General features: G+C 71.4%; 24 protein-coding genes. 13 read left to right on the top strand and 11 right to left on the bottom strand.

The annotated features are described in order from the left end of the window. Nucleotides 1-87 precede the first annotated feature (87 nt). Entirely contained in the window at nt 88-984 is an 897-nt protein-coding gene (locus FHX46_RS06215) for a MurR/RpiR family transcriptional regulator (protein WP_167121180.1), read from the top strand. A gap of 360 nt (nt 985-1,344) precedes the next feature. Here the strand turns inward: FHX46_RS06215 and FHX46_RS06220 are convergent, their stop codons facing one another. Beyond that, nucleotides 1,345-2,007 carry a ComF family protein gene (locus FHX46_RS06220; protein WP_167111463.1) on the bottom strand — a complete coding sequence of 221 codons (663 nt, stop codon included), beginning with the start codon at nt 2,005-2,007 and terminating at the stop codon, nt 1,345-1,347. 544 nt (nt 2,008-2,551) lie between these two features. Between FHX46_RS06220 and hpf the strand changes: the two genes are divergently transcribed. Both hpf and secA read left to right on the top strand, forming a co-directional pair. Further along, nucleotides 2,552-3,235, top strand: coding sequence for a ribosome hibernation-promoting factor, HPF/YfiA family (gene hpf / locus FHX46_RS06225; RefSeq protein WP_167111465.1), 684 nt, complete (start codon nt 2,552-2,554; stop codon nt 3,233-3,235). Nucleotides 3,236-3,435: 200 nt separating this feature from the next. Continuing rightward, nucleotides 3,436-6,237, top strand: a complete 2,802-nt coding sequence (gene secA / locus FHX46_RS06230) for a preprotein translocase subunit SecA (RefSeq protein WP_167111467.1) — start codon at nt 3,436-3,438, stop codon at nt 6,235-6,237. A 110-nt stretch (nt 6,238-6,347) separates the two neighbouring features. Here secA and FHX46_RS06235 read toward each other — a convergent pair whose 3' ends face one another. Then, complete coding sequence (locus FHX46_RS06235; protein WP_243871232.1) at nt 6,348-6,788, bottom strand: Rv3235 family protein; 441 nt, start codon at nt 6,786-6,788, stop codon at nt 6,348-6,350. A gap of 102 nt (nt 6,789-6,890) precedes the next feature. Here FHX46_RS06235 and FHX46_RS06240 point away from each other — a divergent pair, with 102 nt between their 5' ends. Then, nucleotides 6,891-7,271: an HAD-IA family hydrolase gene (locus FHX46_RS06240; RefSeq protein WP_167111469.1), complete on the top strand. Its 381-nt coding sequence runs from the start codon at nt 6,891-6,893 to the stop codon at nt 7,269-7,271. On the opposite strand, the gene FHX46_RS06245 is transcribed toward FHX46_RS06240, so the two are convergent. Then, nucleotides 7,249-8,016 (bottom strand): TrmH family RNA methyltransferase, encoded by a 768-nt coding sequence (locus tag FHX46_RS06245; RefSeq protein ID WP_167111471.1) that lies wholly within the window; start codon nt 8,014-8,016, stop codon nt 7,249-7,251. The two genes, FHX46_RS06240 and FHX46_RS06245, sit on opposite strands and share 23 nt — an antisense overlap. Nucleotides 8,017-8,095: 79 nt before the next feature. Between FHX46_RS06245 and FHX46_RS06250 the strand changes: the two genes are divergently transcribed. Genes FHX46_RS06250 through pruA form a run of 3 tightly spaced genes read left to right on the top strand, consistent with a single transcriptional unit; the run spans nt 8,096 to nt 11,696 of the window. Beyond that, complete coding sequence (locus tag FHX46_RS06250; RefSeq protein ID WP_167111473.1) at nt 8,096-9,520, top strand: WS/DGAT/MGAT family O-acyltransferase; 1,425 nt, start codon at nt 8,096-8,098, stop codon at nt 9,518-9,520. After that, on the top strand, nt 9,517-10,026 hold the full coding sequence (locus FHX46_RS06255; RefSeq protein ID WP_167111475.1) for a DUF6912 family protein: 510 nt from the start codon (nt 9,517-9,519) through the stop codon (nt 10,024-10,026). The genes FHX46_RS06250 and FHX46_RS06255 overlap by 4 nt, the downstream gene beginning before the upstream one ends. A 41-nt stretch (nt 10,027-10,067) precedes the next feature. Then, nucleotides 10,068-11,696: an L-glutamate gamma-semialdehyde dehydrogenase gene (pruA, locus tag FHX46_RS06260; protein ID WP_167111476.1), complete on the top strand. Its 1,629-nt coding sequence runs from the start codon at nt 10,068-10,070 to the stop codon at nt 11,694-11,696. Between the two features lie 61 nt (nt 11,697-11,757). Here the strand turns inward: pruA and FHX46_RS06265 are convergent, their stop codons facing one another. Together FHX46_RS06265 and rsgA are read right to left on the bottom strand one after the other, a co-directional pair. Beyond that, on the bottom strand, nt 11,758-12,585 hold the full coding sequence (locus tag FHX46_RS06265) for a hypothetical protein (RefSeq protein WP_167111478.1): 828 nt from the start codon (nt 12,583-12,585) through the stop codon (nt 11,758-11,760). 389 nt (nt 12,586-12,974) lie between these two features. After that, complete coding sequence (gene rsgA / locus FHX46_RS06270; protein ID WP_167111480.1) at nt 12,975-13,964, bottom strand: ribosome small subunit-dependent GTPase A; 990 nt, start codon at nt 13,962-13,964, stop codon at nt 12,975-12,977. A gap of 108 nt (nt 13,965-14,072) precedes the next feature. On the opposite strand from rsgA, the gene FHX46_RS06275 reads away from it, so the two are divergent. Both FHX46_RS06275 and FHX46_RS06280 read left to right on the top strand, forming a co-directional pair. Beyond that, nucleotides 14,073-14,849, top strand: coding sequence for an SOS response-associated peptidase (locus FHX46_RS06275; RefSeq protein ID WP_167111482.1), 777 nt, complete (start codon nt 14,073-14,075; stop codon nt 14,847-14,849). Next, nucleotides 14,846-15,454 (top strand): alpha/beta hydrolase family protein, encoded by a 609-nt coding sequence (locus FHX46_RS06280; protein ID WP_167111484.1) that lies wholly within the window; start codon nt 14,846-14,848, stop codon nt 15,452-15,454. The genes FHX46_RS06275 and FHX46_RS06280 overlap by 4 nt, the downstream gene beginning before the upstream one ends. Nucleotides 15,455-15,493: 39 nt before the next feature. Here FHX46_RS06280 and ybaK read toward each other — a convergent pair whose 3' ends face one another. Next, entirely contained in the window at nt 15,494-15,970 is a 477-nt protein-coding gene (ybaK, locus tag FHX46_RS06285) for a Cys-tRNA(Pro) deacylase (protein WP_167111486.1), read from the bottom strand. A gap of 242 nt (nt 15,971-16,212) precedes the next feature. Between ybaK and FHX46_RS06290 the strand changes: the two genes are divergently transcribed. After that, nucleotides 16,213-16,848, top strand: a complete 636-nt coding sequence (locus tag FHX46_RS06290; protein ID WP_167111488.1) for a sigma-70 family RNA polymerase sigma factor — start codon at nt 16,213-16,215, stop codon at nt 16,846-16,848. Continuing rightward, nucleotides 16,845-17,165 carry a mycothiol system anti-sigma-R factor gene (gene rsrA, locus FHX46_RS06295; RefSeq protein WP_167111490.1) on the top strand — a complete coding sequence of 107 codons (321 nt, stop codon included), beginning with the start codon at nt 16,845-16,847 and terminating at the stop codon, nt 17,163-17,165. The genes FHX46_RS06290 and rsrA overlap by 4 nt, the downstream gene beginning before the upstream one ends. 57 nt (nt 17,166-17,222) lie before the next feature. Here the strand turns inward: rsrA and FHX46_RS29110 are convergent, their stop codons facing one another. After that, the gene (locus FHX46_RS29110) at nt 17,223-17,297 is read right to left on the bottom strand and encodes a 50S ribosomal protein bL37 (RefSeq protein ID WP_369794341.1); all 75 of its coding nucleotides are present in this window, start codon (nt 17,295-17,297) and stop codon (nt 17,223-17,225) included. Between the two features lie 113 nt (nt 17,298-17,410). On the opposite strand from FHX46_RS29110, the gene FHX46_RS06300 reads away from it, so the two are divergent. After that, nucleotides 17,411-18,916: a sensor histidine kinase gene (locus FHX46_RS06300; protein ID WP_167111492.1), complete on the top strand. Its 1,506-nt coding sequence runs from the start codon at nt 17,411-17,413 to the stop codon at nt 18,914-18,916. 180 nt (nt 18,917-19,096) lie between these two features. Here the strand turns inward: FHX46_RS06300 and FHX46_RS06305 are convergent, their stop codons facing one another. Together FHX46_RS06305 and FHX46_RS06310 are read right to left on the bottom strand one after the other, a co-directional pair. Beyond that, nucleotides 19,097-19,348 (bottom strand): WhiB family transcriptional regulator, encoded by a 252-nt coding sequence (locus FHX46_RS06305; protein ID WP_094008969.1) that lies wholly within the window; start codon nt 19,346-19,348, stop codon nt 19,097-19,099. Between the two features lie 265 nt (nt 19,349-19,613). Continuing rightward, a complete protein-coding gene (locus tag FHX46_RS06310) occupies nt 19,614-20,525 on the bottom strand; it encodes a diacylglycerol/lipid kinase family protein (RefSeq protein WP_167111494.1) in 912 nt (303 codons plus the stop codon). Nucleotides 20,526-20,791: 266 nt separating this feature from the next. Between FHX46_RS06310 and FHX46_RS06315 the strand changes: the two genes are divergently transcribed. Beyond that, nucleotides 20,792-21,262 (top strand): hypothetical protein, encoded by a 471-nt coding sequence (locus tag FHX46_RS06315; RefSeq protein ID WP_208400026.1) that lies wholly within the window; start codon nt 20,792-20,794, stop codon nt 21,260-21,262. Here FHX46_RS06315 and FHX46_RS06320 read toward each other — a convergent pair. Together FHX46_RS06320 and FHX46_RS06325 are read right to left on the bottom strand one after the other, a co-directional pair. After that, entirely contained in the window at nt 21,259-21,741 is a 483-nt protein-coding gene (locus FHX46_RS06320; RefSeq protein WP_167111498.1) for a GNAT family N-acetyltransferase, read from the bottom strand. The two genes, FHX46_RS06315 and FHX46_RS06320, sit on opposite strands and share 4 nt — an antisense overlap. A 50-nt stretch (nt 21,742-21,791) precedes the next feature. Beyond that, nucleotides 21,792-22,898, bottom strand: coding sequence for a cobalamin-independent methionine synthase II family protein (locus FHX46_RS06325; RefSeq protein WP_167111500.1), 1,107 nt, complete (start codon nt 22,896-22,898; stop codon nt 21,792-21,794). Between the last annotated feature and the right edge of the window lie 166 nt (nt 22,899-23,064).

Below are 23,064 nucleotides of genomic sequence, written 5' to 3' on the forward strand. Positions count from 1 at the left end.
TGTAACACGAGGCCGTGGGATACGGTGAGCGCGGCAGGAGGGCGTGCGGTGGCGGACGAGGGTTTCGCGGAGTGGTTGCGCGAGCGGATGCCGGCGCGGGGGTTGCGGCCCAAGTCGGCGGCGGTGGTCGACGTGCTGGTCTCGCAGCCCCGGCAGGCTTCGTTCGGTTCGACGGGTGACCTGGCCCGGCTCGCGGGTGTGAACGTCGCGACCGTGACCCGGACGGCGCAGGCGCTCGGGTTCGCCGGGTGGCCCGCGTTGCAACAGGAGTTGCGGGCCCGGTACCTGTCGTCGCTGAGCGCGCCGCAGGTCGCCGAGGAGCACCACAGCGCGGGGTCGCCGGCGTCCGCGTCGTTGCGGCGGGATCTGGACAGCCTGGCACTGGTGAACCGGCGGTTCGACGAGGCCGAGGTGCGGGCCGTGGCCGAGGCCGTGGCTGCGGCCCGCCGGACGACCGTCATCGCCGACGGCAGCTACGCCGCTGTCGGGATCGCCTTCGCCCACAATGCGCGCCTGGCCGGCTACGACGTCCACGCGGTCACCGCGGGGGACGCCGAACTGGCGAACGCCACGGCGAAGATCACCGGGGACGACGTCCTGGTGGCGATCAGCTTCTGGCGGCTGTACGAGAGCACGGTGCGCGCCGCGAACGAGGCGCACTCCCGGGGCGCGCGCGTGTTCGCGATCAGCGATGCCGCGAGCCCGGCGCTGGCGGGCGCCGCGGAGCGGGTGCTGATGGTTCCGGCCGAGGGCGTCACCTTCTTTCCGTCGTTGACCGCCGGGATGGCCCTGGTCCAGGCGATCGTGGCGCAGCTCGCCGCGGTCGACCCCGCGCGCACGAACCGGTCCATCGAGGCCGCCGAGGCCATGTGGTCCCGGTTCGAGCTGCTCCACCGCCGCCCCACCGGCGCGGCCGCCCGGGGGCGGACCGAGCCCGGATCGGCCGGGGCGGGCCTGGGCGGCGAGGAGCCGGGCGAGGGCTGACTCGAGCGTCGGCCTTGCTGAGCGGTGTTCCGCTGAACCGGGCCGGGCTGCACCGGGCCGGGCTGCGCCGGGCCGGGTCGGCCGCCCCGGCTCGGGTGCCTGCGGTCGTTCGGGTGCGGTCGCGTTCGGACTGGCTGACTGACTGACGGTGCCGGCGTGCGCCGGGGCCCGGGCCGGGCCGGCGTGGGTGGCCGGGGGTGGCCTGGGCGCCGCTGAGCCGGGCGCCGCTCGCCGCAGCCCAGGTCCGCGGCACCGCGGGTGGCTTCAGCCCGGGTTTGCCCAGGTGCGGGCACGCGGCGAAAGCCGCGCGAAGCGCTCCGGTGCCCGGCATCAACGGCGAAGCGAGCGCCTGCGTGACGATCAGCCCGCCGCGGTCAGCACCAGCGCTGCGCTCACCTCCCATCCCGCTCCGGCGAGCGTCCGGGTGCAGGCGGCGATCGTCGCGCCGGTGGTGATCACGTCGTCGAGCAGGACGACGGGGCTGCCGGGCGGTGGGTGGCCGCGGCGGTCGAGCCGGAGCCGGCCGGCGAGGTTCGCGGCTCGCTGGTCGCGGTCGAGGCCCACCGCGTCCCGGGCGCGGGACGACAGCGCCAGCGCCGGGGCGACCGCCGCCGCGTGACCGGCCCGCGCCAGGTGGACGGCGCAGCGCCGGGCCAGCCGCAGCAGGTGCGCCCCGCCGCGCCGCCGCGATGCCGCCCGGCGCGACGGCGCCGGCACCAGCCACCACGTCCCGTCCGGCGCCGCTCGCGCCTCGGGCAGGTGGAGCACGGCGGCGGCCAGCGCGCGGCCCAGCGGATCGGCCAGGTCGCGCCGGCCGCGTTCCTTGTAGGCCAGCACCAGGCGGCGCGCGGTGCCGTCGTACCGGGCCAGCGCGTGCACGGGCACGTCGACCGCCGCGCGGGGCGCCGGGTGCGGCCGGGCCAGTTCCAGCAGGCAGGCCGCGCAGCAGCCGGCGCCGGCCGCGCCGCAGCCGGCGCACCGGGCGGGCAGGAGCAGGTCCAGGGAGAGCGATCCGAGGTTCATGCGAAGAGTGTGCGGACGGGCACCGACAGTTTCGGGCAGTCGTCGGACGCCGGCCGGGGCTTCACCCATCCGGGCGCATCTTCCCGGGAACGCGAGTGCGTCGGCGGCCGTTGTCCGGACATGAGGCCCTGGAACGCCGGAGCGGGTCGCCCGCAAGCGCCCAGGGGAGTGCTGCGGCTGTCGCGGTGTCCAGTCACCCACGGACGGGCACGCCGGATAACGCCGGAATGTCAAGGTGAAAACCAGCCCGGTGCCCTGATCCGAATGGAGCAGCAGGTCACCGGGTCTGGACGCGTTCAGACGCGTACCGTCACCGGTTCCCGGCTCGTGACATCCCCCGGCCCGGGGGGTTTTGTGATCCGGATTACCGCGCTAGCGTGCTGCGCTATAGCAAGTCCCGCCGGCAGGGAGGTGAACAGCCGATGACCCTGGCGCCGACGGAAGATTGACCCCCGGTTTGCGATCAGACCGGTTCGGGCGGGAGCGGCGTCGGCGCCGATCCATGAGAGCTCTCGAACTCATTCCGCAATGAGGGAGGTCGTGTATGGAAATCGTCGTCAAAGGCCGTAACGTCGAGGTGCCGGATCACTACCGCACACACGTCGGTGACAAGCTCGAGCGCCTGGAGCGCTACGACAAGAAGGTCTTCCGCTACGAGGTCGAGCTGTTCCACGAGCCCAACCGCCGGCAGCTGAAGAACTGCCAGCGCGTGGAGATCACCGGCCGGGGCAAGGGTCCGGTCGTCCGCGCCGAGGCCTGTGCGGGGGACTTCTACGCCGCTCTCGACACCGCCCTGAGCAAGATCGAGAGCCGCCTCCGCAAGATGCACGACCGCCGGCGCGTCCACTACGGACGCCGCTGCCCGGAATCCGTCGCGGAAGCGACGTCGAGCGCCCTCGCGGCGGGAGCGACGCCGGCCACCAGCCGTGCGTCGACCGCGGTGATGGAGGCGCCCGCTCCCGCGGCCGAAGAGGTCGGGACTGCCCTCCCGGAGGACATCGAGCTGCCCACCCAGCAGCGCGGGTACGACGAGGCCGAACACCTCCCCGGCCAGATCGTCCGGGAGAAGCACCACTCTGCCAAACCCATGACCATCGACCAGGCCCTCTCCGAGATGGAGCTGGTCGGACACGACTTCTACCTCTTCAACGACGTCGAGGCCGGCGTCCCGAGCGTCGTCTACCGGCGCAAGGGCTTCGCCTACGGCGTCATCCGCCTCGACCAGTAGCGGCGTCCGCGAACGGCCCGCGCGCCACCTGCGCGCGGGCCGTTTCGTGCGCGTACGCACGGTGCGTGCGCGCACGCGGGCTCCTTCCCTACGATGGAGGGTGCGCAACGACCCGCACCCACGGGTCGGACAGGGTTCGGATATGGCGCGGTCCCGGGACAGAGCCTGGGTGCGTCCCAACAGCTAGTGAGGTCGACCGGATGGTTCTCAACCGCCTGCTGCGCGCGGGCGAGGGCAAGATGATCAAGCGGCTGCGCAACATCGCCGATCACATCAACACCCTCGAAGACGAGGTGAAGGACCTCACCGACGACGAGCTGCGCGCCAAGACCGCCGAGTTCCGCAAGCGGCACGACGGTGGCGACGGCGAGTCCCTGGACGACCTCCTGCCGGAGGCCTTCGCCGTGGCCCGCGAAGCGGCCCTGCGCGTGCTCGGCCAGCGCCCCTACGACGTTCAGCTGATGGGTGGCGCGGCCCTGCACCTCGGTCAGGTCGCCGAGATGAAGACCGGTGAGGGCAAGACCCTGACCTCGGTCCTGCCGGTGTACCTCAACGCGATCTCCGGCAAGGGTGTCCACGTCGTCACCACGAACGACTACCTGGCCAAGCGCGACTCGGAGTGGATGGGCCGGGTCCACCGCTTCCTGGGCCTCGAGGTCGGCGCGATCCTGTCCGAGATGACCCCGGTGGAGCGCCGCAAGGCGTACCACGCCGACATCACCTACGGCACGAACAACGAGTTCGGCTTCGACTACCTGCGCGACAACATGGCGTGGACCCTGGAGGACTGCGTCCAGCGCGGCCACAACTTCGCCATCGTCGACGAGGTCGACTCGATCCTGATCGACGAGGCGCGGACACCGCTGATCATCTCCGGCCCCGCCGAGCAGTCGGCCCGCTGGTACGTCGAGTTCGCGCGCATGGCGCCGCTGATGAAGCGCGACACCCACTACGAGGTCGACGAGCGCAAGCGCACCATCGGTGTCACCGAGAAGGGCGTCGCGTTCATCGAGGACCAGCTCGGCATCGACAACCTGTACGAGTCGGCGAACACGCCCCTGGTCGGCTACCTGAACAACGCGCTCAAGGCCAAGGAGCTGTACAAGCGCGACAAGGACTACATCGTCCGCGGCGGCGAGGTCCTCATCGTCGACGAGTTCACCGGCCGGATCCTGGCCGGCCGCCGGTACAACGAGGGCATGCACCAGGCGATCGAGGCCAAGGAAGGCGTCGAGATCAAGGCCGAGAACCAGACGCTGGCCACGATCACGCTGCAGAACTACTTCCGCCTCTACGACCGCCTGTCCGGGATGACGGGTACCGCCGAGACCGAGGCCGCGGAGTTCCACCAGACCTACAAGCTGGGTGTGGTGCCGATCCCGACCAACCGCCCGATGGTCCGCAAGGACCAGCCGGACCTGATCTACAAGACCGAGGAGGCGAAGTTCGAGGCGGTCGCCGAGGACATCGCCGAGCGGCACGCCAAGGGCCAGCCGGTGCTGGTCGGCACCACCAGCGTGGAGAAGTCCGAGTACCTGTCGAAGCTGCTGGTCAAGCTGAACGTGCCGCACGAGGTGCTGAACGCGAAGTACCACGACCGCGAGGCGCTGATCGTGGCGCGCGCGGGCCGCAAGGGCGCGGTCACGGTCGCCACGAACATGGCCGGCCGTGGTACCGACATCGTCCTGGGCGGCAACCCGGACATCATCGCCGACGAGCGGCTGCGCGAGCGCGGCCTGGACCCGGTGGAGAACTCCGCGGAGTACGAGGCCCTGTGGCCGAAGGTGCTCGAGGAGGTCAAGGCCGAGGCCAAGGCGGAGGCCGAGGAGGTCCGCGAGGCCGGTGGCCTGTACGTGCTGGGCACCGAGCGGCACGAGTCGCGCCGCATCGACAACCAGCTGCGTGGTCGCTCGGGCCGCCAGGGCGACCCCGGCGAGTCGCGGTTCTACCTCTCGCTCGGTGACGAGCTGATGCGCCGGTTCAACGCGGTGATGGTCGAGCGGGTCATGACCACCATGCGCCTGCCGGACGACATGCCGATCGAGCACAAGATGGTCTCGCGGGCCATCAAGAGCGCGCAGACGCAGGTCGAGCAGCAGAACATGGAGATCCGCAAGAACGTCCTCAAGTACGACGAGGTGATGAACCAGCAGCGCAAGGTCATCTACGCCGAGCGCCGCCGGGTCCTCGAGGGCGAGGATCTGTCCGAGCAGATGCAGCACATGCTGGTCGACGTGCTCACCGCCTACGTGGACGGCGCCACCTCGGAGGGCTACGCCGAGGACTGGGACCACGAGAAGCTGTGGACCGCGCTCAAGCAGCTCTACCCGGTGTCGGTCACCTGGGACGAGCTGGTCGACCAGCACGAGGACCTCAGCCCCGAGGTGCTGCGCGAGGCGTTGATCGAGGACGCGAAGGAGGCCTACGCCCGGCGCGAGGCCGAGATCGACGGCCGGGTCGGCGAGGGCGCGATGCGGCAGCTGGAACGGCAGGTGCTGCTGTCGGTGCTGGACCGCAAGTGGCGCGAGCACCTCTACGAGATGGACTACCTCAAGGAGGGCATCGGCCTGCGGGCCATGGCGCAGCGCGACCCGCTGATCGAGTACCAGCGCGAGGGCTTCGACATGTTCAACGCGATGCTGGACTCGTTGAAGGAGGAGGCCGTCGGCTTCCTGTTCAACCTGCAGGTCGAGGCTGCGCAACCGCAGGAGGGGGCGGCTCCCGCGGCCGCCGCGCCGGCGGCCAACGGCCGGCACGCCCAGCCGGTGCCGGAGCAGCCGGAGCCGGAGCGGCCGGCGGTGCCGAACGCGCTGCGCGGCAAGGGGCTCGGCAGCGACGGCGAGCAGCAGGGCCTGACGTTCTCCGGCCCGGCGGAGCAGGGCGGCGTGCAGTCGCGTGGCACGACCGCGACGTCGGCCGGGGACGGCGCCGCGGGCGGTACCCGGCGGGAACGCCGGGCGGCGGCGCGGACGCAGGCGAAGCAGTCGAAGAAGCGTCGCTGAGGTGAGCTCTTCCGGAGGGCCGGCGCCGGGTGGCGCCGGCCCTCCTGTTGTTGCCGGTCACCGCCGGCGCGCCGGGCGGGAACTGCCGCCCGGTGCACCATCGGTGCAGGTCAGCGCCGTGGCTGGGGTTGTACGAGCACGAAGAAGCCGCACCGCCAGCCGGTCTCGGAGTGGTCGAAGCGCGCCATCACCGCGGACGCTCGCTGGTGCGCGTGGGCGGTGCCGCAGATTTCGATCGTGCGCGGACCGCTCCGGCTCGCCCGGACCGACCTGACCGTGTACCGCGGGCCGGGTGCGGCCGGTGCGGTTCGCAGGTGGTGGTACATCCGCGGGGTGAGGACCGGGCGCAGCTGGCTCGGTGACCGCCGGCCCGAGCGGACCTCCAGGATGGCTGTCAGGACGGCTCGCGCGTGCCGCAGTTCGAGCGGCTCCCCGGGGTGTCCGCGCAGCCGGGTGAGCGGCGAACCGCCCTGTTCCGGGATGACCACCGGCGGTGTCGCGCCCCGGTTCGGTTCGCTGGGGTGCAGCGCTTGCAGAAAGGTGTCGGTCAAGGTTCCCCCTCGTCGAGTTGTACCGCTCTGTAGAGCGGTCCTCCCCGGCGGTCCGGACAGGGGGCGCCCGATGGAGTGATCCGGGCGGATAGGGTCACCACCGTGCTGCGCGGGCTGGTATTCGACTACGCCGGTGTGCTCACCGATCCGGACGCCGGTGACCTGCTCACCGCCGTCGACCAGCTCCGCTCACGGGGCATCCGCACCGCGCTCCTGTCCAATGCGGACGGTGGCGCGGGCCGGGGACGGCTCGCCCGGTACTTCGACGTGTTCGTGTTCTCCGGGGAGGTCGGCCTCGCCAAGCCGGATCCCCGCGTCTTCCACCTCACCGCCGAACGACTCGGCCTGCCCGCGTCCGCGTGCGTCATGGTGGACGACTCGCGCCGGAACATCGACGGCGCCACCGCCGCCGGCATGACCGGGGTCCACCACACCTCGGTGGCGGACACGCTGGCCGAGCTCAGCGCGTTGTTCCCCGCCTGACCAGTTCGAAGCACAGCACGGCGGCGGCCGCCGAGACGTTCAACGACTCGACCTCGCCCGGCATCGGGATCGACAACCACCCGGTCACCAGCGCGGCGACCGCGTCGCTCACTCCCGCCGTCTCACCGCCGAGCACGAACGCCGCGCGTTCCGGCAGCGGCGCGTCGAACAGCGACGGACCACCCTGGGCCCCCAGTGCGTACAGCCCGTACCCCGCGTCGGCCAGCATGGATGCGGCTTCGGCCGCGGTCGCGCAGCGCAGCACCGGTGCGCGGAACGCCACGCCCGCCGACGCCTTCACCACCAGCGGGTCCAGCGCGGCCACGCCGCGCCGGGGCACCACGATCCCGCCCAGCCCGGCCGCCGTGGCCGTGCGCAGGATCATGCCGACGTTCGCCGGGGTCGTGATGCCGTCCAGCAGCAGCACCCGGGCCGGTGCGTCGGCCAGCGCGGCGCTCAGCGGGCGCATCCGGGGCGCTACGACGTCTGCGAGCACCCCCTGGTCCTGCTTGCCGTTGCCGGCCAGCACCTTCACCCGGTGCGCGCTCGCGCGCTGCACCGGCACGCCGGCCGCCCGCGCCGCGCGCTCGATCTCGGCGGCCGCGGGGCCGCGCGCGGTGTCGGCGAGGATGACCTTGTCGACCCGCAGCTCCGGGTCGTCCAGCGCTTCCAGGACCGGTTTGCGCCCGTAGACGGTCAGGAACCGGTCCTTCGGGGAGACGGTGGTGTCGGTGGCGTCACGCACCCGGCAAGCCTAGTTTCCGGTGCGGGCGGCGGTGGGCCGGCGGGTGGGGTAGCGGAGGTGTTTGTGTCAGGATCGCGTCATGCCCGACCGTCTTTCCGCCCTCGACGCGTCGTTCCTCTACCTGGAGGACGCGACGACGCCGATGCACGTGGGCGGCGTCGCGATCTTCGAGCGGCCCCGGGACGGGCACGGCCACGAGCAGGTGCGGTGCCTGATCCGGCAGCGGCTGGCCTACCTGCCGCGCTACCGGCAGCGGGTCCTCAACGTGCCCGGTCACCTCGCGCGACCGGTGTGGGTGGACGACGTCGACTTCGATCTCAACTACCACGTCCGCCGCTCGGCGCTGCCCGCGCCGGGCACCGACGCCCAGCTGCACGAGCTCGTCGCCCGCCTGATGGCCCGGCCGATGGACCACGAGCGGCCGTTGTGGGAGGCGTATTTCGTCGAGGGGCTGGAGGGCGACCGCTTCGCGCTGGTGACCAAGACGCACCAGTCCGTCGTGGACGGCAGCGGAACCGTCGAGCTGGGACAGCTCATCCTGGATTCCGAGCCGCAGCCGTGCGAGGACACCGAGGGCGCCGGGGACGCTGCCGACCCCTGGGTGCCCCGCCGCCTGCCCAGCGCCGCGCAGCTGGTGCTGGACGCGGTCAGCGAGACCGTCCGGCGGCCGGGCGAGCTGGTCGAGAACGTGCGCGACGTGCTGAGCGACGTCACGGCGACCGCGGACAAGGTCACCGATGCGCTCGGCGGGGTCGCCGCCGCGCTGCACCGGGTGGTCTCGCCGGCGCCGTCCGGGCCGCTGAACCGGCACGTCTCCGGTGGCCGGGTGTTCGCCGTGGTCCGCACGCGCCTGGAGGACTACCGGAAGGTCCGCGCCGAGCACGGCGTCACGGTCAACGACATCGTGCTCGCGGCGATCACCGGCGCGCTGCGGGATTGGCTGCTCTCCCGCGGCGAGGCGGTGTCCGAGGCGACCAGCGTGCGCGCGCTGGTGCCGCTGGCCGTGCTCGAACCGGACACGGTCGAGTTCTCCCCGGCCGGACTGGTCAACAACCGGGTGGAGCCGTTCCTGGTGGACCTGCCCGTCGGGGAGCCGAACCCGGCGCTGCGGCTGCAGCACATCAGTCACACGCTGCGCGCGCACGCCGAGGCCGGCCGCTCGGTCACCGCGCGTGCCATGCTGCGGGTGGGCGGGTTCGCCCCGGCCACGATGCACGCGCTCGCTGCGCGCGCGGCGGGGTCGTTCTCCGGCCGGATCTTCAACCTGCTGGTCATCAACTCACCGGGGCCGCAGGTGCCGCTGTACGCCGGGCAGGCGAGGATGACCGAGATGTACCCGGTGATCCCGCTGGCGCGCAACCAGGCGCTGGCCATCGGGGTCACGTCGTACCACGGTGGCGTCTACTTCGGACTGAACGGCGATCGCAAGGCGCTGTCCGATGTGGACGTGCTCGCCGGCATGATCGAGGATTCACTGGAAGAGCTGAAGGGTGCGAGCTGGTGAGGGTTTACCTTCCGGGCACGATCGGGATGTTGCGCAGGCTGGTGGCGGACGGCAGTCTGCAACCGCCCGGCGGGACCGGGTTCGCGCTCACCCCGGCGCTGCGCGAGTCCTACGTCAGCGGTGACACCGAGGAGCTGGAGTACGCGGCGCTGCTGGACGCCGCACGCGCGTCGCTGCGGCTCATCGGCGCGGCCGAACACGACGCGGGCGACGCCAAGGAGCCGTGGCGCCGCGTGGTGATCGCGGTCGACGTCGAGGACGCGAAGCCGCGCCCGGACCTGGACGCGCCGGTGGTGAAGCTGTCCGGACCCATCAGCTACGAGGACGTGGCCGCGGTGCACGTGGACACGGAGGAGGCGGAGGAGGCCGTGCGTGCCGCCGCCCGCGTCATCGACGCCGCCGATCTGGGTGATCCGGACGCGGAGTTCGTGCTCGGGGAGGCCGAGGACCACGAACTCGCCTGGTACGCGCCTGGAGAGCTGCCGTTCCTCCTCGACCTGCTCTAGCGTGGGGGACAGGCCACGAGCCCTGTCTGGAGGAGGTAGGCATGGACGCCATCACGAACGTGCCCGTCCCGGTCAACGAGCCGGTCCGGACCTACGCGCGGGGCAGCGCCGAGCGGGAATCCCTGCAACGGCGGATCGCCGAGCTGGAAGGCGACAAGCACGAGCTGCCGCAGACGATCGGCGGCCGGAAGCGGTTCGCCGGCGGCGACACGTTCGACGTGGTCCAGCCGCACGACCACGCCCACGTGCTGGGTACGTCCGCGCAGGCCACCCCGGCGGACGTCGCCGACGCGGTGGCCGCGGCGAAGGAGGCCGCGCGGGTGTGGCGGGAGACGCCCTTCGACGAGCGCGCCGCGGTGTTCCTGCGCGCCGCGGACCTGATGGCCGGCCGGTACCGGGACACGCTCAACGCGGCGACCATCCTCGGGCAGTCGAAGTCGGTGCAGCAGGCCGAGATCGACGCCGCCTGCGAGCTGATCGACTTCCTCCGGTTCAACGTGCACTACGCGCGCCGGATCCTCGCCGAGCAGCCGAACTCGGTGCCCGGTGCGTGGAACCGGATGGACTACCGGCCGCTGGACGGGTTCGTCGTGGCGATCACCCCGTTCAACTTCACCGCGATCGCCGGGAACCTGCCCAGCGCGCCCGCCCTGATGGGCAACACGGTCGTGTGGAAGCCGACGCCGACGCAGCAGCTGGCCGCGCACTACACGATGGAGGTGTTCGAGGAGGCCGGCCTGCCGCCGGGCGTGATCAACCTGGTCACCGGCGACGGGCACGCGGTCAGCGAGGTGGCGCTGGCCGATCCCGGGTTCGCCGGCCTGCACTTCACCGGGTCGACCGCGACGTTCAAGTTCCTGTGGCGGCGGATCGCTGACAACCTCGACTCCTACGGCAGCTACCCGCGGATCGTCGGCGAGACGGGCGGCAAGGACTTCCTCGTCGCGCACGCCTCGGCGAACCGGGAGAAGCTGGTGGCCGCCCTGGTGCGGGGCGCGTTCGAGTACCAGGGGCAGAAGTGCTCCGCCGCCTCCCGTGCGTACCTGCCGCGGTCGTTGTGGGAGAGCGGACTGCGCGACGACCTGGCCGACCTGACACGCACGGTGAAGTACGGCGACGTCACCGACTTCTCGGTGTTCGGCGGCGCCGTGATCGACGCCCGGGCGTTCGCCAAGCACCGTGACCTGCTGGGCAGCGTCGGCGCGGACCCCGATCTGGACGTGCTGGTCGGCGGCCACTGCGACGACTCGATCGGGTACTTCGTGGAACCGACGGTGCTGGTGTCCGGCGATCCGGCGCACACCGCGTTCGCGACGGAGTACTTCGGGCCGATCCTGGCGGTCCACGTCTACGACGACGCCGCCTACGGCGAGATCCTGGAGCTGGTCGACCGCACCTCCCCGTACGGGCTGACGGGCGCGGTCTTCGCCGACGACCGTGCGGCGGTGCAGCAGGCGCACCAGGCGCTGCGGTTCGCGGCCGGGAACTTCTACGTCAACGACAAGCCGACCGGGTCGATCGTGAGCCAGCAGCCCTTCGGCGGCTCGCGGGGCTCGGGGACCAACGACAAGGCAGGCTCGATGTTCAACCTGCTGCGCTGGACGAGCCCGCGGTCGGTCAAGGAAACCTTCGACGCGCCCACCGGGATCGCCTACCCGCACATGGGGTAGCGGACGCGGAACGGCGCGGCCCCGGAAGCCGGGACCGCGCCGCTGCCGTGCTGTTCGGGGATCAGCCGTTGAGCTTGAGCTCGCCCACCTGGTCGGCGGGCGGGGCGGTGACGGTGACCGGGGCGCCCCAGTCGGTGTACTTCATCTTGACGGTGGCCTGCTGGCTTTCCGCCGGGGCACCCACTGCCTTCATCATCGGGCTCAGGTCCTCGGTGACCTGCACCGGCAGCTGGTCGTTGTTGAGCCACAGCTCCAGCGGGAACGTGACGCCGTTCATCGACTTGAGCCGGTCGAGCATCTCCGCGGGCATGCCCGTGCCGGCCAGCTCGTCAGCGGCCTTCGCCACGTCGATGTTGACCCAGTAGTGGCTGACCTGCTGCCCGTCGAGCGTGGTCTGCTCGCTGCGGGTGATGGTGCCGGCCTTCTGGATCTGCTCCAGCGACTGCGCCGGGTTGTTCGACTCGGCCTGGTCGAGGCTCGCGCCGAGCGCCTTGGCTGCCTCGCTGCCCTGCGGGAGCTTGGCCCACGGCTTGCCCCCGGCGGCGGCCTGCGCGTTGGCCGGCAGCTTGAGGTACATGACCTTGTCGACGATCCGCATCTCCTGGGTCCGCCCGGCGACGTTCGTCGTCATGGCCATCGCGGTGTCCGAGCCGGCGAACCGGCCCTCACCGGATCCGGTGATCTCCTGGCCGCCCATCGACATCGACATGGTGAACTTCGCCGACTGCGCCTGGCTGGTCTTGGCCGAGGCGGCGCGGACGAGGTCCTGCGCGTTGCCGAACAACGACGGGCCGACGGCGTTCCCTCCGCCGGTGGCCGCCTGGCCGCCACACGCGGACAGGCCGATCACCAGCGCCAGGGCTCCGGAGACCAGAGCGGTCTTCTTCATGCGGGAGGTCCCCCTTGCATCGATTCACCCCAACGGGTGAGTAGACAACACATGTCCGAACGGGACCCCCGCGTTACGGCGTCAGCGCCCCGACTTGAGCACACCCACCTGATCGCGGGTGGCGCGGCGACGTCGACCGGGCCGCCCCAGTCGGTGCATTTCATGGTCATGCTAGCGTTCTGCGCTTTTGCGGTAGCGTCGGCTGCCGTCATGAGCGCGTCGTGGTCCGGCGTGACCGGAACCGGGAGCTGGTGAGCGGTGAGTCGCAGCCGGTCGAGCACGTTCACCCGGTAGTGGCTGAGCTGTCGCCCGTCGATGTGGTCTGGTCGCTGCGCGTGATCGTCACGCGTGGCTTGACCGGCTCGCGGAATGCGGGCACCGCGTAAGGATCACACCTCGAGCCCGGCGCGTGAGGCCAGCAGGCGGCGCAGGGACGGCAGCCGGCGCTGGTCGGAAACCTCGTCCAGCATGCAGCCTGGGTCCTCCGGCGGGCCGAGGTGGCCGCATCCGGGCGGGCACTCCTCGGCGGCCTCGGCGAACTCGTCGAATGAGGCGACGATGTCGTCCGCCGTGACGTGGGCCAGGCCGAACGAGCGCACGCCGGGCGTGTCGATGACCCAGCCGCCCCCGGGCAGCGGCAACGCGACGGCTGCGACCGAGGTGTGCCGTCCCTTGCCGATCGCGCTGACCTCGCCGGTCGCCAGCTCCGCGTCCGGCACCAGCCGGTTCACCAGTGTCGACTTGCCGACCCCGGAATGGCCGACGAGCGCGGAGACCCGGCCGCGCACGGTACCGGCCAGCGGCAGTGAGTCCTCGTCGTGGCGGGTCACCACGGACGGCACGTCCAGCTCGGCGTAGCGCGCCAGCAGCTCGTCCGGGCTCGCCAGGTCCGCCTTCGTCAGGCACAGCACCGGCTGCAGGCCCCCCGCGAAGCAGGCGACCAGGCACCGGTCGATGAATCCGGGACGCGGCGGCGGATCGGCCAGCGCGGTGACGATGAGCAGCTGCTCGGCGTTCGCCACGACCACCCGCTCGTACGGGTCGGTGTCGTCCGCCGTGCGGCGCAGCAGGCTGGTGCGGTCGTCGACGCGGACGATGCGCGCGAGCGTGCCGGGCTCCCCGCTGGTGTCACCCACCAGCCCCACCTGGTCGCCGACGACGACCGGCGTGCGCCCCAGCTCCCGTGCCCGCATGGCGGTGACCAGCCGGTCCGGGTCGCTGTCGATCGCGCAGGTCCAGCGGCCGCGATCCACCGCGATGACCATCGCCTGGGTGGCGTCGGCATGGGTCGGGCGGCGCTTGCTGCGCGGCCGCGAACCCTTCCCCGGGCGCACGCGGACGTCGCTTTCGTCCAGATCGCGCCAGTTCCTGCCAGCCAAGCCCATGCCTCCTTCCGCGCACAGATGATCCCCCATCCCGCTCGCCAGCGGCGCGTCACCCGTGTCACGATGGGTACTCCGGCAGCCGGTTCGAAGGAGTTGGGTGACATGTGCGGCCGTTACGCCGCGAAGAAGAACCCGGCAGATCTGGCCCAGGAGTTCGACGCCGTGGACGAGACCGACGGCAAGGCCCGCGAGGCCGATTACAACGTCGCCCCGACGAAGAACGTGGTGACCGTCGTGCAGCGGCACCCGCGGGACGCCGAGGGCCAGGTCCTGGAGGACGAGCCGAGCGTGCGCAGCCTGCGGGTGATGCGCTGGGGGCTGGTGCCGTTCTGGGCCAAGGACATCTCGGTCGGCAACCGGATGATCAACACGCGCGCCGAGACCGCCTCGGAGAAGCCGGCGTTCAAGAAGCCCCTCGCCCGGCGGCGCTGCCTGGTGCCCGCCGACGGCTGGTTCGAGTGGCGGCGCACGGGCAAGCAGAAGGAACCGTTCTTCATGACCCGCCCGGACGGCCGTTCGCTGTCCTTCGCGGGGATCTGGGACACCTGGCGCGACCCGAAGAACCCGGACGAACCCCAGCTGATCACGTTCTCGATCATCACGACCAACGCAGCCGGCCGGCTCACCGAGGTGCACGACCGGATGCCGCTGGTCATCCACGAGCGCAACTGGGCGGACTGGCTCGACCCGGACCGCACCGACGTCGAGGAGCTGCTCGCGCCGCCGCTGGACCTGATGGACACGATCGAACTGCGTCCGGTGTCCGACCGCGTCAACAACGTCCGCAACAACGGGCCGGAGCTGATCGAGCGGGTCGAGCAGGCGACCGATCTCGACCGCGCCGGCAGTGAGGCCCTGTTCGACCTGCCCCAGCCATGACCCGCATCGAGATCCCGACCCCGCACGGCCCGGCCAGGGCGGAGCTGCACTGCGCCCCGGACGGCACGGCGGTGCTGATGCTCGGCCACGGTGCCGGCGGCGGGATCGCAGCGAAGGACCTGGTGGCCGCCGCCCGTGCCGCCCAGGCGGCCGGTGTGCACGTCGCCCTGGTCGAACAGCCGTACCGGGTGGCCGGCCGCCGTGCGCCCGCGCCGGCGAAGCAGCTGGACACGGCGTGGCTCGCGGTCGCCGAGGAACTGTCCGTCCGTTTCGACGAGCTGCCCGTGGTGTTCGGCGGGCGTTCGTCCGGAGCGCGGGTCGCGTGCCGGACCGCGGCGGCCGGGCAGGCGGTGGGCGTGCTCTGCCTCGCGTTCCCCGAGCACCCCCCGGGCAAGCCGGAGAAGAGCCGGCAGGCCGAGCTGGACGCCGTGGAGGTGCCGACGCTGGTCGTGCAGGGCGAGACCGACCCGTTCGGCTGCCCGAAGCCGGGCCTGCACCACGAGGTGGTCGTGATCCCCGGCACGCACTCCCTGGACGCCGACCTGGAGTCGCTGCACCGGACTGTGCACGAGTGGCTGGCGAAGGTGCTGCGGCCGCTGACCTGAGGGGGTGACCGGCTCTGCGCGGGCGGTCCCGCCCCGGGGTCAGCCCCGGATCGGTGCGACCGTCGCGGACGTGAGACGCACCAGGTCGGCCGGGGCGAGCTCGACCTCCAGGCCGCGCCGGCCCGCCGAACAGTAGATCGTGTCGAACTCCACCGCGGACGCGTCGACGACCACGGGCAGCCGGGACCGCTGCCCCAGCGGGGAGATGCCGCCCAGGACGTATCCCGTGGCGCGCTGGGCGGCGGCCGCCTCCGCCATCTTCGCGCGTTTGCCGCCCGCCGCCGCGGCCAGCGCCTTGAGGTCGAGCTGTCCGGTGACCGGCACCACGCCCACGGTCAGCTTCCCGTCCACCTCGGCCACGAGCGTCTTGAACACCCGGTCCGGTTCGACGCCCAGCGCCTCGGCCGCTTCCAGCCCGTAGGACTCGTGCTTCGGGTCGTGGTCGTAGGCGTGCAGCTGGTGCGCGACCTTCCGCTGGGTGAGCAGCGCGGTCGCCGGCGTTCCCTTCCCGGCCATGGCCAGCACCGTAACCGCCGGGCGCAAGTGCTTTTCCGGCGGCGGGGAATGCCCGCGGACCGTGGGGTGTTGTCAGGGGCGTGCCGTCAAAGCTTGCTGATCGCCGAGCCCGAGTGCAGGCCGTCACCCGCCCGGCCGGTGTGCCCGGCCCGGGCAAGCCCGCCCGCGTATCCTCGAAGCTGTCGCACGCGTACCCGGCCACGGGTGCGGACCGCTTCGACGCGGATGGGAAAGGGAACGGTTTGCCGAGCACGCAGAACTCCGCGGTGCCCGAATCCGGCTCCGAGCAGGAGCGGATCGAAGAGCGCGCCGAGCGCTTCGAGCGCGACGCGATGCCGCTGCTGGACCAGCTGTACTCGGCCGCACTGCGGATGACGAGGAACCCGGCCGACGCCGAGGACCTCGTCCAGGAGACCTACCTCAAGGCCTACGGCGCGTTCGCCTCCTTCAAGGCGGGCACGAACCTCAAGGCCTGGATGTACCGGATCCTCACCAACACCTACATCAACGGGTACCGGAAGCGCCAGCGTCAGCCGGTGCAGCAGCCCACCGAGGAGATCACCGACTGGCAGATCGCCCAGGCGGAGAGCCACACCTCGAGCGGACTGCGGTCGGCCGAGGTCGAGGCGATGGACCGGCTGCCGGACAGCGACGTCAAGGACGCGCTGCAGCAGCTGCCCGAGGAGTTCCGGCTCGCCGTGTACCTCGCCGACGTCGAGGGCTTCGCCTACAAGGAAATCGCCGAGATCATGGACACGCCGATCGGGACCGTGATGTCCCGTCTGCACCGTGGCCGCGCCCAGCTGCGCAACCTGCTCGCCGACGTCGCGCGCGAGCGCGGCTTCATCCGCGGCGCTCAGCGGGAGGCAGTGCGATGAGCACCGGTCGTGAGCCGCACAAGGACGACGTCCGCTGTTCCGAGGCGCTCGCCGAGATCTTCCTGTTGCTGGATCGCGAGTGCAGCCCGGAGCGCGACGCGCAGTTGCGCAAGCACATCGAGGACTGCCCGCCGTGCCTTGAGGAGTACGGCATCGACGAGCAGCTCAAGAAGCTGCTGCACCGCAAGTGCGGTGGCGACACCGCCCCCGACGAGTTCAAGCAGAAGCTGCGCGCGTCGATCTACAAGACCGTGCAGCGGCACGGTGACGTGACGGTCGAGCACACCCAGGTCCGGCTCGAGCAGAACGCGGACTAGGCGCGCGGTACGACGAAGGCCCCGGTGCTCGCGCACCGGGGCCTTTTCGTGCCGTGCTCAGCTGTTGGGCTTCTTGCCGTGGTTCGCGCCGTTCTTCCGGCGGTCGCGGCGCTTGCGGGCTCGCTTCGACATGCCTGCTCCTTCCCGTGTCGCGATCTGCCCACCAGTGTCTCAGGCCCGGCCCGGCGGGTGCCGGGAAGGTCCCGCTCTGGTTCACTTGAGCTGCCCCGAGGAGGAGTACGAGCGTGACGACACTTTCCGACCTGCTGGCCGAGAACACCGGCCTGTCCGGCGAAGCCGCCGACCACCTGCAGGCCGTGGTGGCCGAATGGCAGCTGCTCGCTGACCTGTCCTTCGCCGACTTCCTGCTGTGGGTGCCGGTCTCCCCCGAGCACAACGACAAGGGCGGCGACTTCGTGTGCGTCGCGCAGGCCCGTCCGACCACCGCCCCGACCGCGCACCCGGAGGACGTGGTCGGGGCCCGGTTCACGGTGGCGGAGCACCCTCAGCTCGCGCGCGCGATGCGGGAGGTGCGGATCTGCCGCGAGGAGGACCCGCACTGGTACCGCGACCTGCCGATGCGGCGCGAGGCGATCCCCGTCACGTTCGGCTCGACCGTCATCGCCGCGCTGTCCCGCGAGACGAACCTGGCCGCGCCGCGGGTGCCGAGCCCGCTCGAGGTCGCCTACCTCGGCAGTGCCGGCGACCTGTGCCAGATGATCGTGGACGGCACCTTCCCGCACGTCGACAGCCAGACCGACGTGCACACCAGCCCGCGGGTGGGGGACGGGCTGATCCGCCTGGACGCGGCGGGCAACGTCGTGTTCGCCAGCCCCAACGGGCTGTCTGCGTACCACCGCATGGGACACGAGGCGGACCTGGTGGGTACCCGGCTGGCGCCGTTGACGCGGTCGCTGATCCGGGACCCGTTCGACGCGACCGAGGTCGCCCACCGCATCCTCGACGCGCTGGACGGCAAGCCCGGCAGCCGCACCGAGGCGGAGTCGCGGCGCGGGGCGGTGGTGCTGTTCCGGGCGCTGCCGCTGCGGCCGCACGGTCAGCCGGCGGGGGCGCTGGTGCTGTGCCGGGACGTGACCGAGGTCAAACGGCGGGACCGGGCGCTGCTGTCGAAGGACGCGACGATCCGGGAGATCCACCACCGGGTCAAGAACAACCTGCAGACGGTGGCCGCGTTGCTGCGGTTGCAGTCGCGGCGCACGTCGAACGCCGAGGCGCGGCAGGCGCTGACGGAGTCGGTGCGGCGCGTCGCGTCGATCGCGATGGTGCACGAGGCGCTGTCGGTGTCGGTCGACGAGCGGGTGGATCTGGACAAACTGCTCGACAACGTGCTGCCGATGGTCGGCGAAGTGGCCACCGCGGAGTCGCGGGTGGGCATCAGCCGGTCCGGTTCGTTCGGGATCGTGGTCGCGGAGATCGCGACACCGCTGGTGATGGTGCTGGCGGAGCTGGTGCAGAACGCGGTGGAGCACGCCTTCCCGGATGGCCGGCCGGGCAAGGTGGAGATCGTGGTGAGCCGTTCGGCGCGCTGGCTGGACGTGCTCATCCGCGACAACGGGCGCGGTTTGCCGTCCGGGTTCTCACTGGAGCGCGCCGACGGGCTCGGGCTGCAGATCGTGCGCACCCTGGTGGAGTCCGAGCTGCGGGGATCGCTGTCACTGCGCAAGCTCAAGGACGGCGCGGGCCACGGCACGGAGGCCGCGCTGAGGCTGCCCCTCGGACGGCGGCCCTGAGCCTGCCCGTCAGAGTCGAGGCCGGTCTGAAAGCCCAGGTCAAGACGTTCAAAGGCCCGGTACCCGCGGGAGGTGGGTACCGGGCCTCAGAACGTTAGGTGGGGGCGTGTGAACCCCTGCGTCTGGTCCCGCGTACTCTCGTAAGAGACGCGTTAAGCGACGCCGCAGCGCGTAGGAAGGTCAGGCGGTGCGCATGCCGATGTGAGCACGACGGCGCTTGAGGGCGCGTCGCTCGTCCTCGCTCATTCCGCCCCAGACACCGGCGTCCTGTCCGCTGGCCAAAGCCCAGGCCAGGCACTCGGAAGCCACGGTGCAGCGGTGGCATACGGCTTTCGCCTCGGCGATCTGCAGCACCGCGGGACCGCTGTTCCCGACAGGGAAGAACAGCTCGGGGTCCTCGTCGCGGCAGGCAGCGTCGTGGCGCCAGTCCATTTCTGTGAGCTCCTTCTCGGGGCGCAGAGCGTGCTGCGCCACAGGTCGTCATGGCGGATCGTTTCTTGGGGTGCTTGTGAATGCTTTCACGAAGCACCGCTTTCGACAAGTGTTTTCGCGACATCGGTGAGTCAGCTCACCTGGTCAGGCGACCCCGCTGACCTGCGGTTTCTCTCCGAAACGGCCTCCCGGGCGGAAGGGCGATGCGGTGAATGGGCCGTGTGCGTCGACGAGCGGCACGGTGTAGATCGCCGGGACTGATCACTCACGCCAGCACGGTCAGCACGTCGGGCACGCTCGTGAAGTCCACCTGCGTCCGACGGCCGATCAGGTCGCCGTCCACCTGGAAGTTTACCGGTTCCGGAGCTGACACGCTCAGTTTTGCCAGGTCGTCGTACTTGACGAGGGCCTTGCCGCGGTGCTCGGCCTCCGCGCGCAGGGCCTGGCGCGCGTGCCGGAAGACGACCGGCAACGTCAGCTTGCGCAGGGCGAACAACCCGAGACCGCGTTCGAACGAGCTGCCGGTGTTCAGCCGCACCGGCCGTTCCCCGAGGTAGCTCCACGGATCGGTGTTCGAGACGAACGCCATCCGCACCTCGGCCGGTTCCTCGCCGGGCACGTGCACGGTGAGCGGCAGGCGCGGTGACCGCGGCCGGAAGTAACACGTCACCGCCGCCCGCATGTACAGCAGCGCGTTCGTTTGCTTGCCGCGCCGGTCCGCCACGGTCGCGACCACATCGGCGTCCCAGCCCAGGCCCGCGTTGAAGGTGAACCAGTGGCCGTCGGCGAGACCGAGCCCCACCCGCCGGCTCCGGCCGGCCTCGATGGCCGACAACAGCTGGTGCGTGGCCTCCACCGGATCCCGGGAGACGCCCAGCGCGCGGGCGAACACGTTGGCCGACCCGCCGGGCACGACACCGAGCGCGGGCAGCGAACCGCCGGGACCATCCGTGAGCATGCCGTTGACGACCTCGTTGACCGTGCCGTCACCGCCGTGGGCGACCAGCAGGTCGACCCCGTCGCGAGCCGCGTCCCGGGCCACCGCCAGCGCGTGCCCGCGGTAGTCGGTCTCCACGACCTCCAGCTTCACCTGGCTGGCCAGCGCGTGCGCGAGCACGTCCCGCCCACCGGCCGTGGTGGACGTGGCCTGTGGGTTGACCACCAGAATCGCGCGCATGCTCGCAGGGTAGGCCACGCAATGGCCTCCCCGCGGCGAGCGCGAACCTCGTCACTCCCGAAACGACTGCCGCTTGACCTCCCGTCGTCCGGCGTGGTCCGTTCGTCGTGACAAGTGCACCCCGGGCATCCGCCGGCTCATCGACGACAATCGAATCTTGGCCCCGGCGACGGCCGTTCGAAAACGGCCGACCGGGTGGCTTAGTATCGACGGTGTTCACGCACGGTCACCCGTGCCGCATATTCGCTGGTGGAAGGCCCTTCGCGATGCCGCTCGCCGACAAGATTTCACCCGCTCCGCGCGAGGTCAGGGCGGCGGGCGCGCTGACCGTCCTGCCGGGCGCCGGACTGCTGGTCTTCGGTGTCCTGCTGTTCGCCTCGCCCGGCGAGACCATGCCGCTGACCAGCGTGCTCGCCGAAGCCGCCTTCTACGTGCTGTTCGCCCTGGCGGTCGCCGGCTGCGGCGTCGGGCTGCTGTTCGGGCACACCTGGGCGCGCTCGCCGGGCCTGGTGCTGGCGCTCATCACCGCCGGTGTCGGCTGGTACATGGCCGGACCGTCCGGACGGCCGGGGTTCGGGGTGCCGATCATCATCCTCGGCGCGGTGATCATCGTGCTGCTGTTCCGCCGGCCGTCGCGGGCGTGGGCGCTCGGGCAGCACGAGGGCGAGACCGAGGAGGAGGCCGCCGAACGCGGCGGCATGGCGGGCCGCCGCCGCGAGCGCGGCGAAGAGGACTAGCCCAGCTTCGCGAGGTTGTCCAGGGCGGTGTCGGTCAGCCGGTAGACCGTCCACTCGTCCATCGGGATCGCGCCGAGCGACTTGTAGAAGCCGGTCGCCGGGTTCCAGTCCAGCACCGACCACTCCAGCCGTGCGAACCCGCGGTCGACGCACTCCTTCGCCAGCGTTGCCAGCAGCGCCTTGCCCAGCCCAGACCCGCGCAGCTCGGCCTTCACGAACAGGTCTTCCAGGTAGATGCCGTGCACCCCGCGCCAGGTGGAGAAGTTCAGGAACCACAGCGCGAAGCCGACGACCTCGCCGTCCTGCTCCGCGACGTGCCCGAACACGGCGGGCTCGTCGGCGAACAACGCGGCACGCAGCCGCTCGGCCGTCAGGTGGCATTCCTGCGGCGCCTTCTCGTAGGCGGCCAGCTCGTGCACCAGCTGCGCGACCTCGTCCACATCGGACTCGCGGATTCGGCGGATACGGCTGTCAGGCATGGGGGACCCCCGGGGTTCGAGCGGGTGAGCTGTCCCCGATCCTGCCAGAGTCAGGCCGTGCCCCAGACGCGTTCCGCCACGGCGGCGGTCAGGTCGAGCTTGCGCCGCTGCTCGTCCCAGGTCAGCGGATTGCCCTGGACCTCGGAGGCGAACCCGCACTGCGGGCTGACCGCCAGCGAGTCCAGCGGCACGAACCGCGCCGCCTCGTCCACCCGGCGCGCCAGGTCGTCCGGGTCCTCCAGCTCGCCGGTCTTGGTCGTGATCAGCCCGAGCACCACACCGGTGCCGGCCGGCACGTGCTGCAGTGGTTCGAACGTCCCGGCGCGTTCGGTGTCGTACTCCAGCAGCCAGTGGTCCACCGGCACGCCGCCGAAGACGTCCGCCGCGATGTCGTCGTAGAAGCCCTCGTTGAACCACTGGCCGCGGTAGTTGCCGCGGCAGATGTGCATGCCCACGCGGACCCCGCGCTCGGCGAGCAGCCGGACGACGGCGGCGTCGGCCTCGATGCAGCGTCGCAGCAGCGCCCGCGGGTCGATGCCCTCCGACTCCAGGAGCGCGAGGATCCGCGGGTTGGCAAAGGCGATGAAGCACGGGGCGTCGATTTGCACGTGCTGGACGCCGTCGGCGGCGAGCGCGGCCGCCTCCTGCTGCAGGACGGCCGACAGGTCCTCGACGATGTCGCCGCGGCTCGGGTAGTGCGGGCCGCTGACCTGCGCGTCCCAGTTCGCGATCACGAAATTGGTGACCTCGGGCAGGCTGATCTTGTACGGGCCGGGTGCGTGCGTGGCGAGCAGCGCGGCCTCGCGATCGGTGAACCGCTCGCGGTAGGCCAGTTTGCCGCCGACCAGCCGGAGGATGCTGCTGTCCTCCTCGGTCCGGTCGCCGGACTGCCACTCCAGCGACGGCGCCTGCTCGGCGAACCCGTCGACGTGCTCGGTGAGCCGGCTCATGAAGTCCGTGCGGAGGTACTCGCCGTCGGTGTAGGGGCCGATGCCGCTGTCCCGCTGCACCGCCAGCGCCTCTAGGATCGACTCCTGCTCGATGACCCGCAGCTCCGGTTCGGGGAGCCGGCCCGCGGCGTGCTCGGCCCGCGCCTGGAGCAACCGGGGCGGCCGCAGGAGGCTGCCGACGTGGGTGGCCCGCGCGAAGTCCGTCATGTTGATCACGCTAGGGCGATCGGATGACAACCCGCTGTCCCCGTTGACCCGCCTTTGCAGTGATCAGCCTTGTGCGGTGCGGGAGCGGTACTGCCCGACTCCCCGTTACCCCCACACGGCTCCCTGCTGTTGCTCACCTGGGTGAGCGCGCCCCGGTAGGATCACC

Origin of the sequence: Amycolatopsis viridis (assembly GCF_011758765.1) — a bacterium.
In the GTDB taxonomy this organism is placed as follows: domain Bacteria; phylum Actinomycetota; class Actinomycetes; order Mycobacteriales; family Pseudonocardiaceae; genus Amycolatopsis_E; species Amycolatopsis_E viridis.

What these genes read in the sequence shown, in the direction of transcription:
- FHX46_RS06280 (WP_167111484.1), top strand. Translation starts at nt 14,846, where the DNA reads ATGACCCGCATCGAGATCCCGACCCCGCACGGCCCGGCCAGGGCGGAG.
- FHX46_RS06325 (WP_167111500.1), bottom strand. Translation starts at nt 22,898, where the DNA reads ATGACGGACTTCGCGCGGGCCACCCACGTCGGCAGCCTCCTGCGGCCG.
- FHX46_RS06305 (WP_094008969.1), bottom strand. Translation starts at nt 19,348, where the DNA reads ATGGACTGGCGCCACGACGCTGCCTGCCGCGACGAGGACCCCGAGCTG.
- FHX46_RS06310 (WP_167111494.1), bottom strand. Translation starts at nt 20,525, where the DNA reads ATGCGCGCGATTCTGGTGGTCAACCCACAGGCCACGTCCACCACGGCC.
- FHX46_RS06220 (WP_167111463.1), bottom strand. Translation starts at nt 2,007, where the DNA reads ATGAACCTCGGATCGCTCTCCCTGGACCTGCTCCTGCCCGCCCGGTGC.
- FHX46_RS06275 (WP_167111482.1), top strand. Translation starts at nt 14,073, where the DNA reads ATGTGCGGCCGTTACGCCGCGAAGAAGAACCCGGCAGATCTGGCCCAG.
- pruA (WP_167111476.1), top strand. Translation starts at nt 10,068, where the DNA reads ATGGACGCCATCACGAACGTGCCCGTCCCGGTCAACGAGCCGGTCCGG.
- FHX46_RS06315 (WP_208400026.1), top strand. Translation starts at nt 20,792, where the DNA reads ATGCCGCTCGCCGACAAGATTTCACCCGCTCCGCGCGAGGTCAGGGCG.
- FHX46_RS06320 (WP_167111498.1), bottom strand. Translation starts at nt 21,741, where the DNA reads ATGCCTGACAGCCGTATCCGCCGAATCCGCGAGTCCGATGTGGACGAG.
- FHX46_RS06265 (WP_167111478.1), bottom strand. Translation starts at nt 12,585, where the DNA reads ATGAAGAAGACCGCTCTGGTCTCCGGAGCCCTGGCGCTGGTGATCGGC.
- hpf (WP_167111465.1), top strand. Translation starts at nt 2,552, where the DNA reads ATGGAAATCGTCGTCAAAGGCCGTAACGTCGAGGTGCCGGATCACTAC.
- rsrA (WP_167111490.1), top strand. Translation starts at nt 16,845, where the DNA reads ATGAGCACCGGTCGTGAGCCGCACAAGGACGACGTCCGCTGTTCCGAG.
- ybaK (WP_167111486.1), bottom strand. Translation starts at nt 15,970, where the DNA reads ATGGCCGGGAAGGGAACGCCGGCGACCGCGCTGCTCACCCAGCGGAAG.
- FHX46_RS06250 (WP_167111473.1), top strand. Translation starts at nt 8,096, where the DNA reads ATGCCCGACCGTCTTTCCGCCCTCGACGCGTCGTTCCTCTACCTGGAG.
- FHX46_RS06215 (WP_167121180.1), top strand. Translation starts at nt 88, where the DNA reads ATGCCGGCGCGGGGGTTGCGGCCCAAGTCGGCGGCGGTGGTCGACGTG.
- secA (WP_167111467.1), top strand. Translation starts at nt 3,436, where the DNA reads ATGGTTCTCAACCGCCTGCTGCGCGCGGGCGAGGGCAAGATGATCAAG.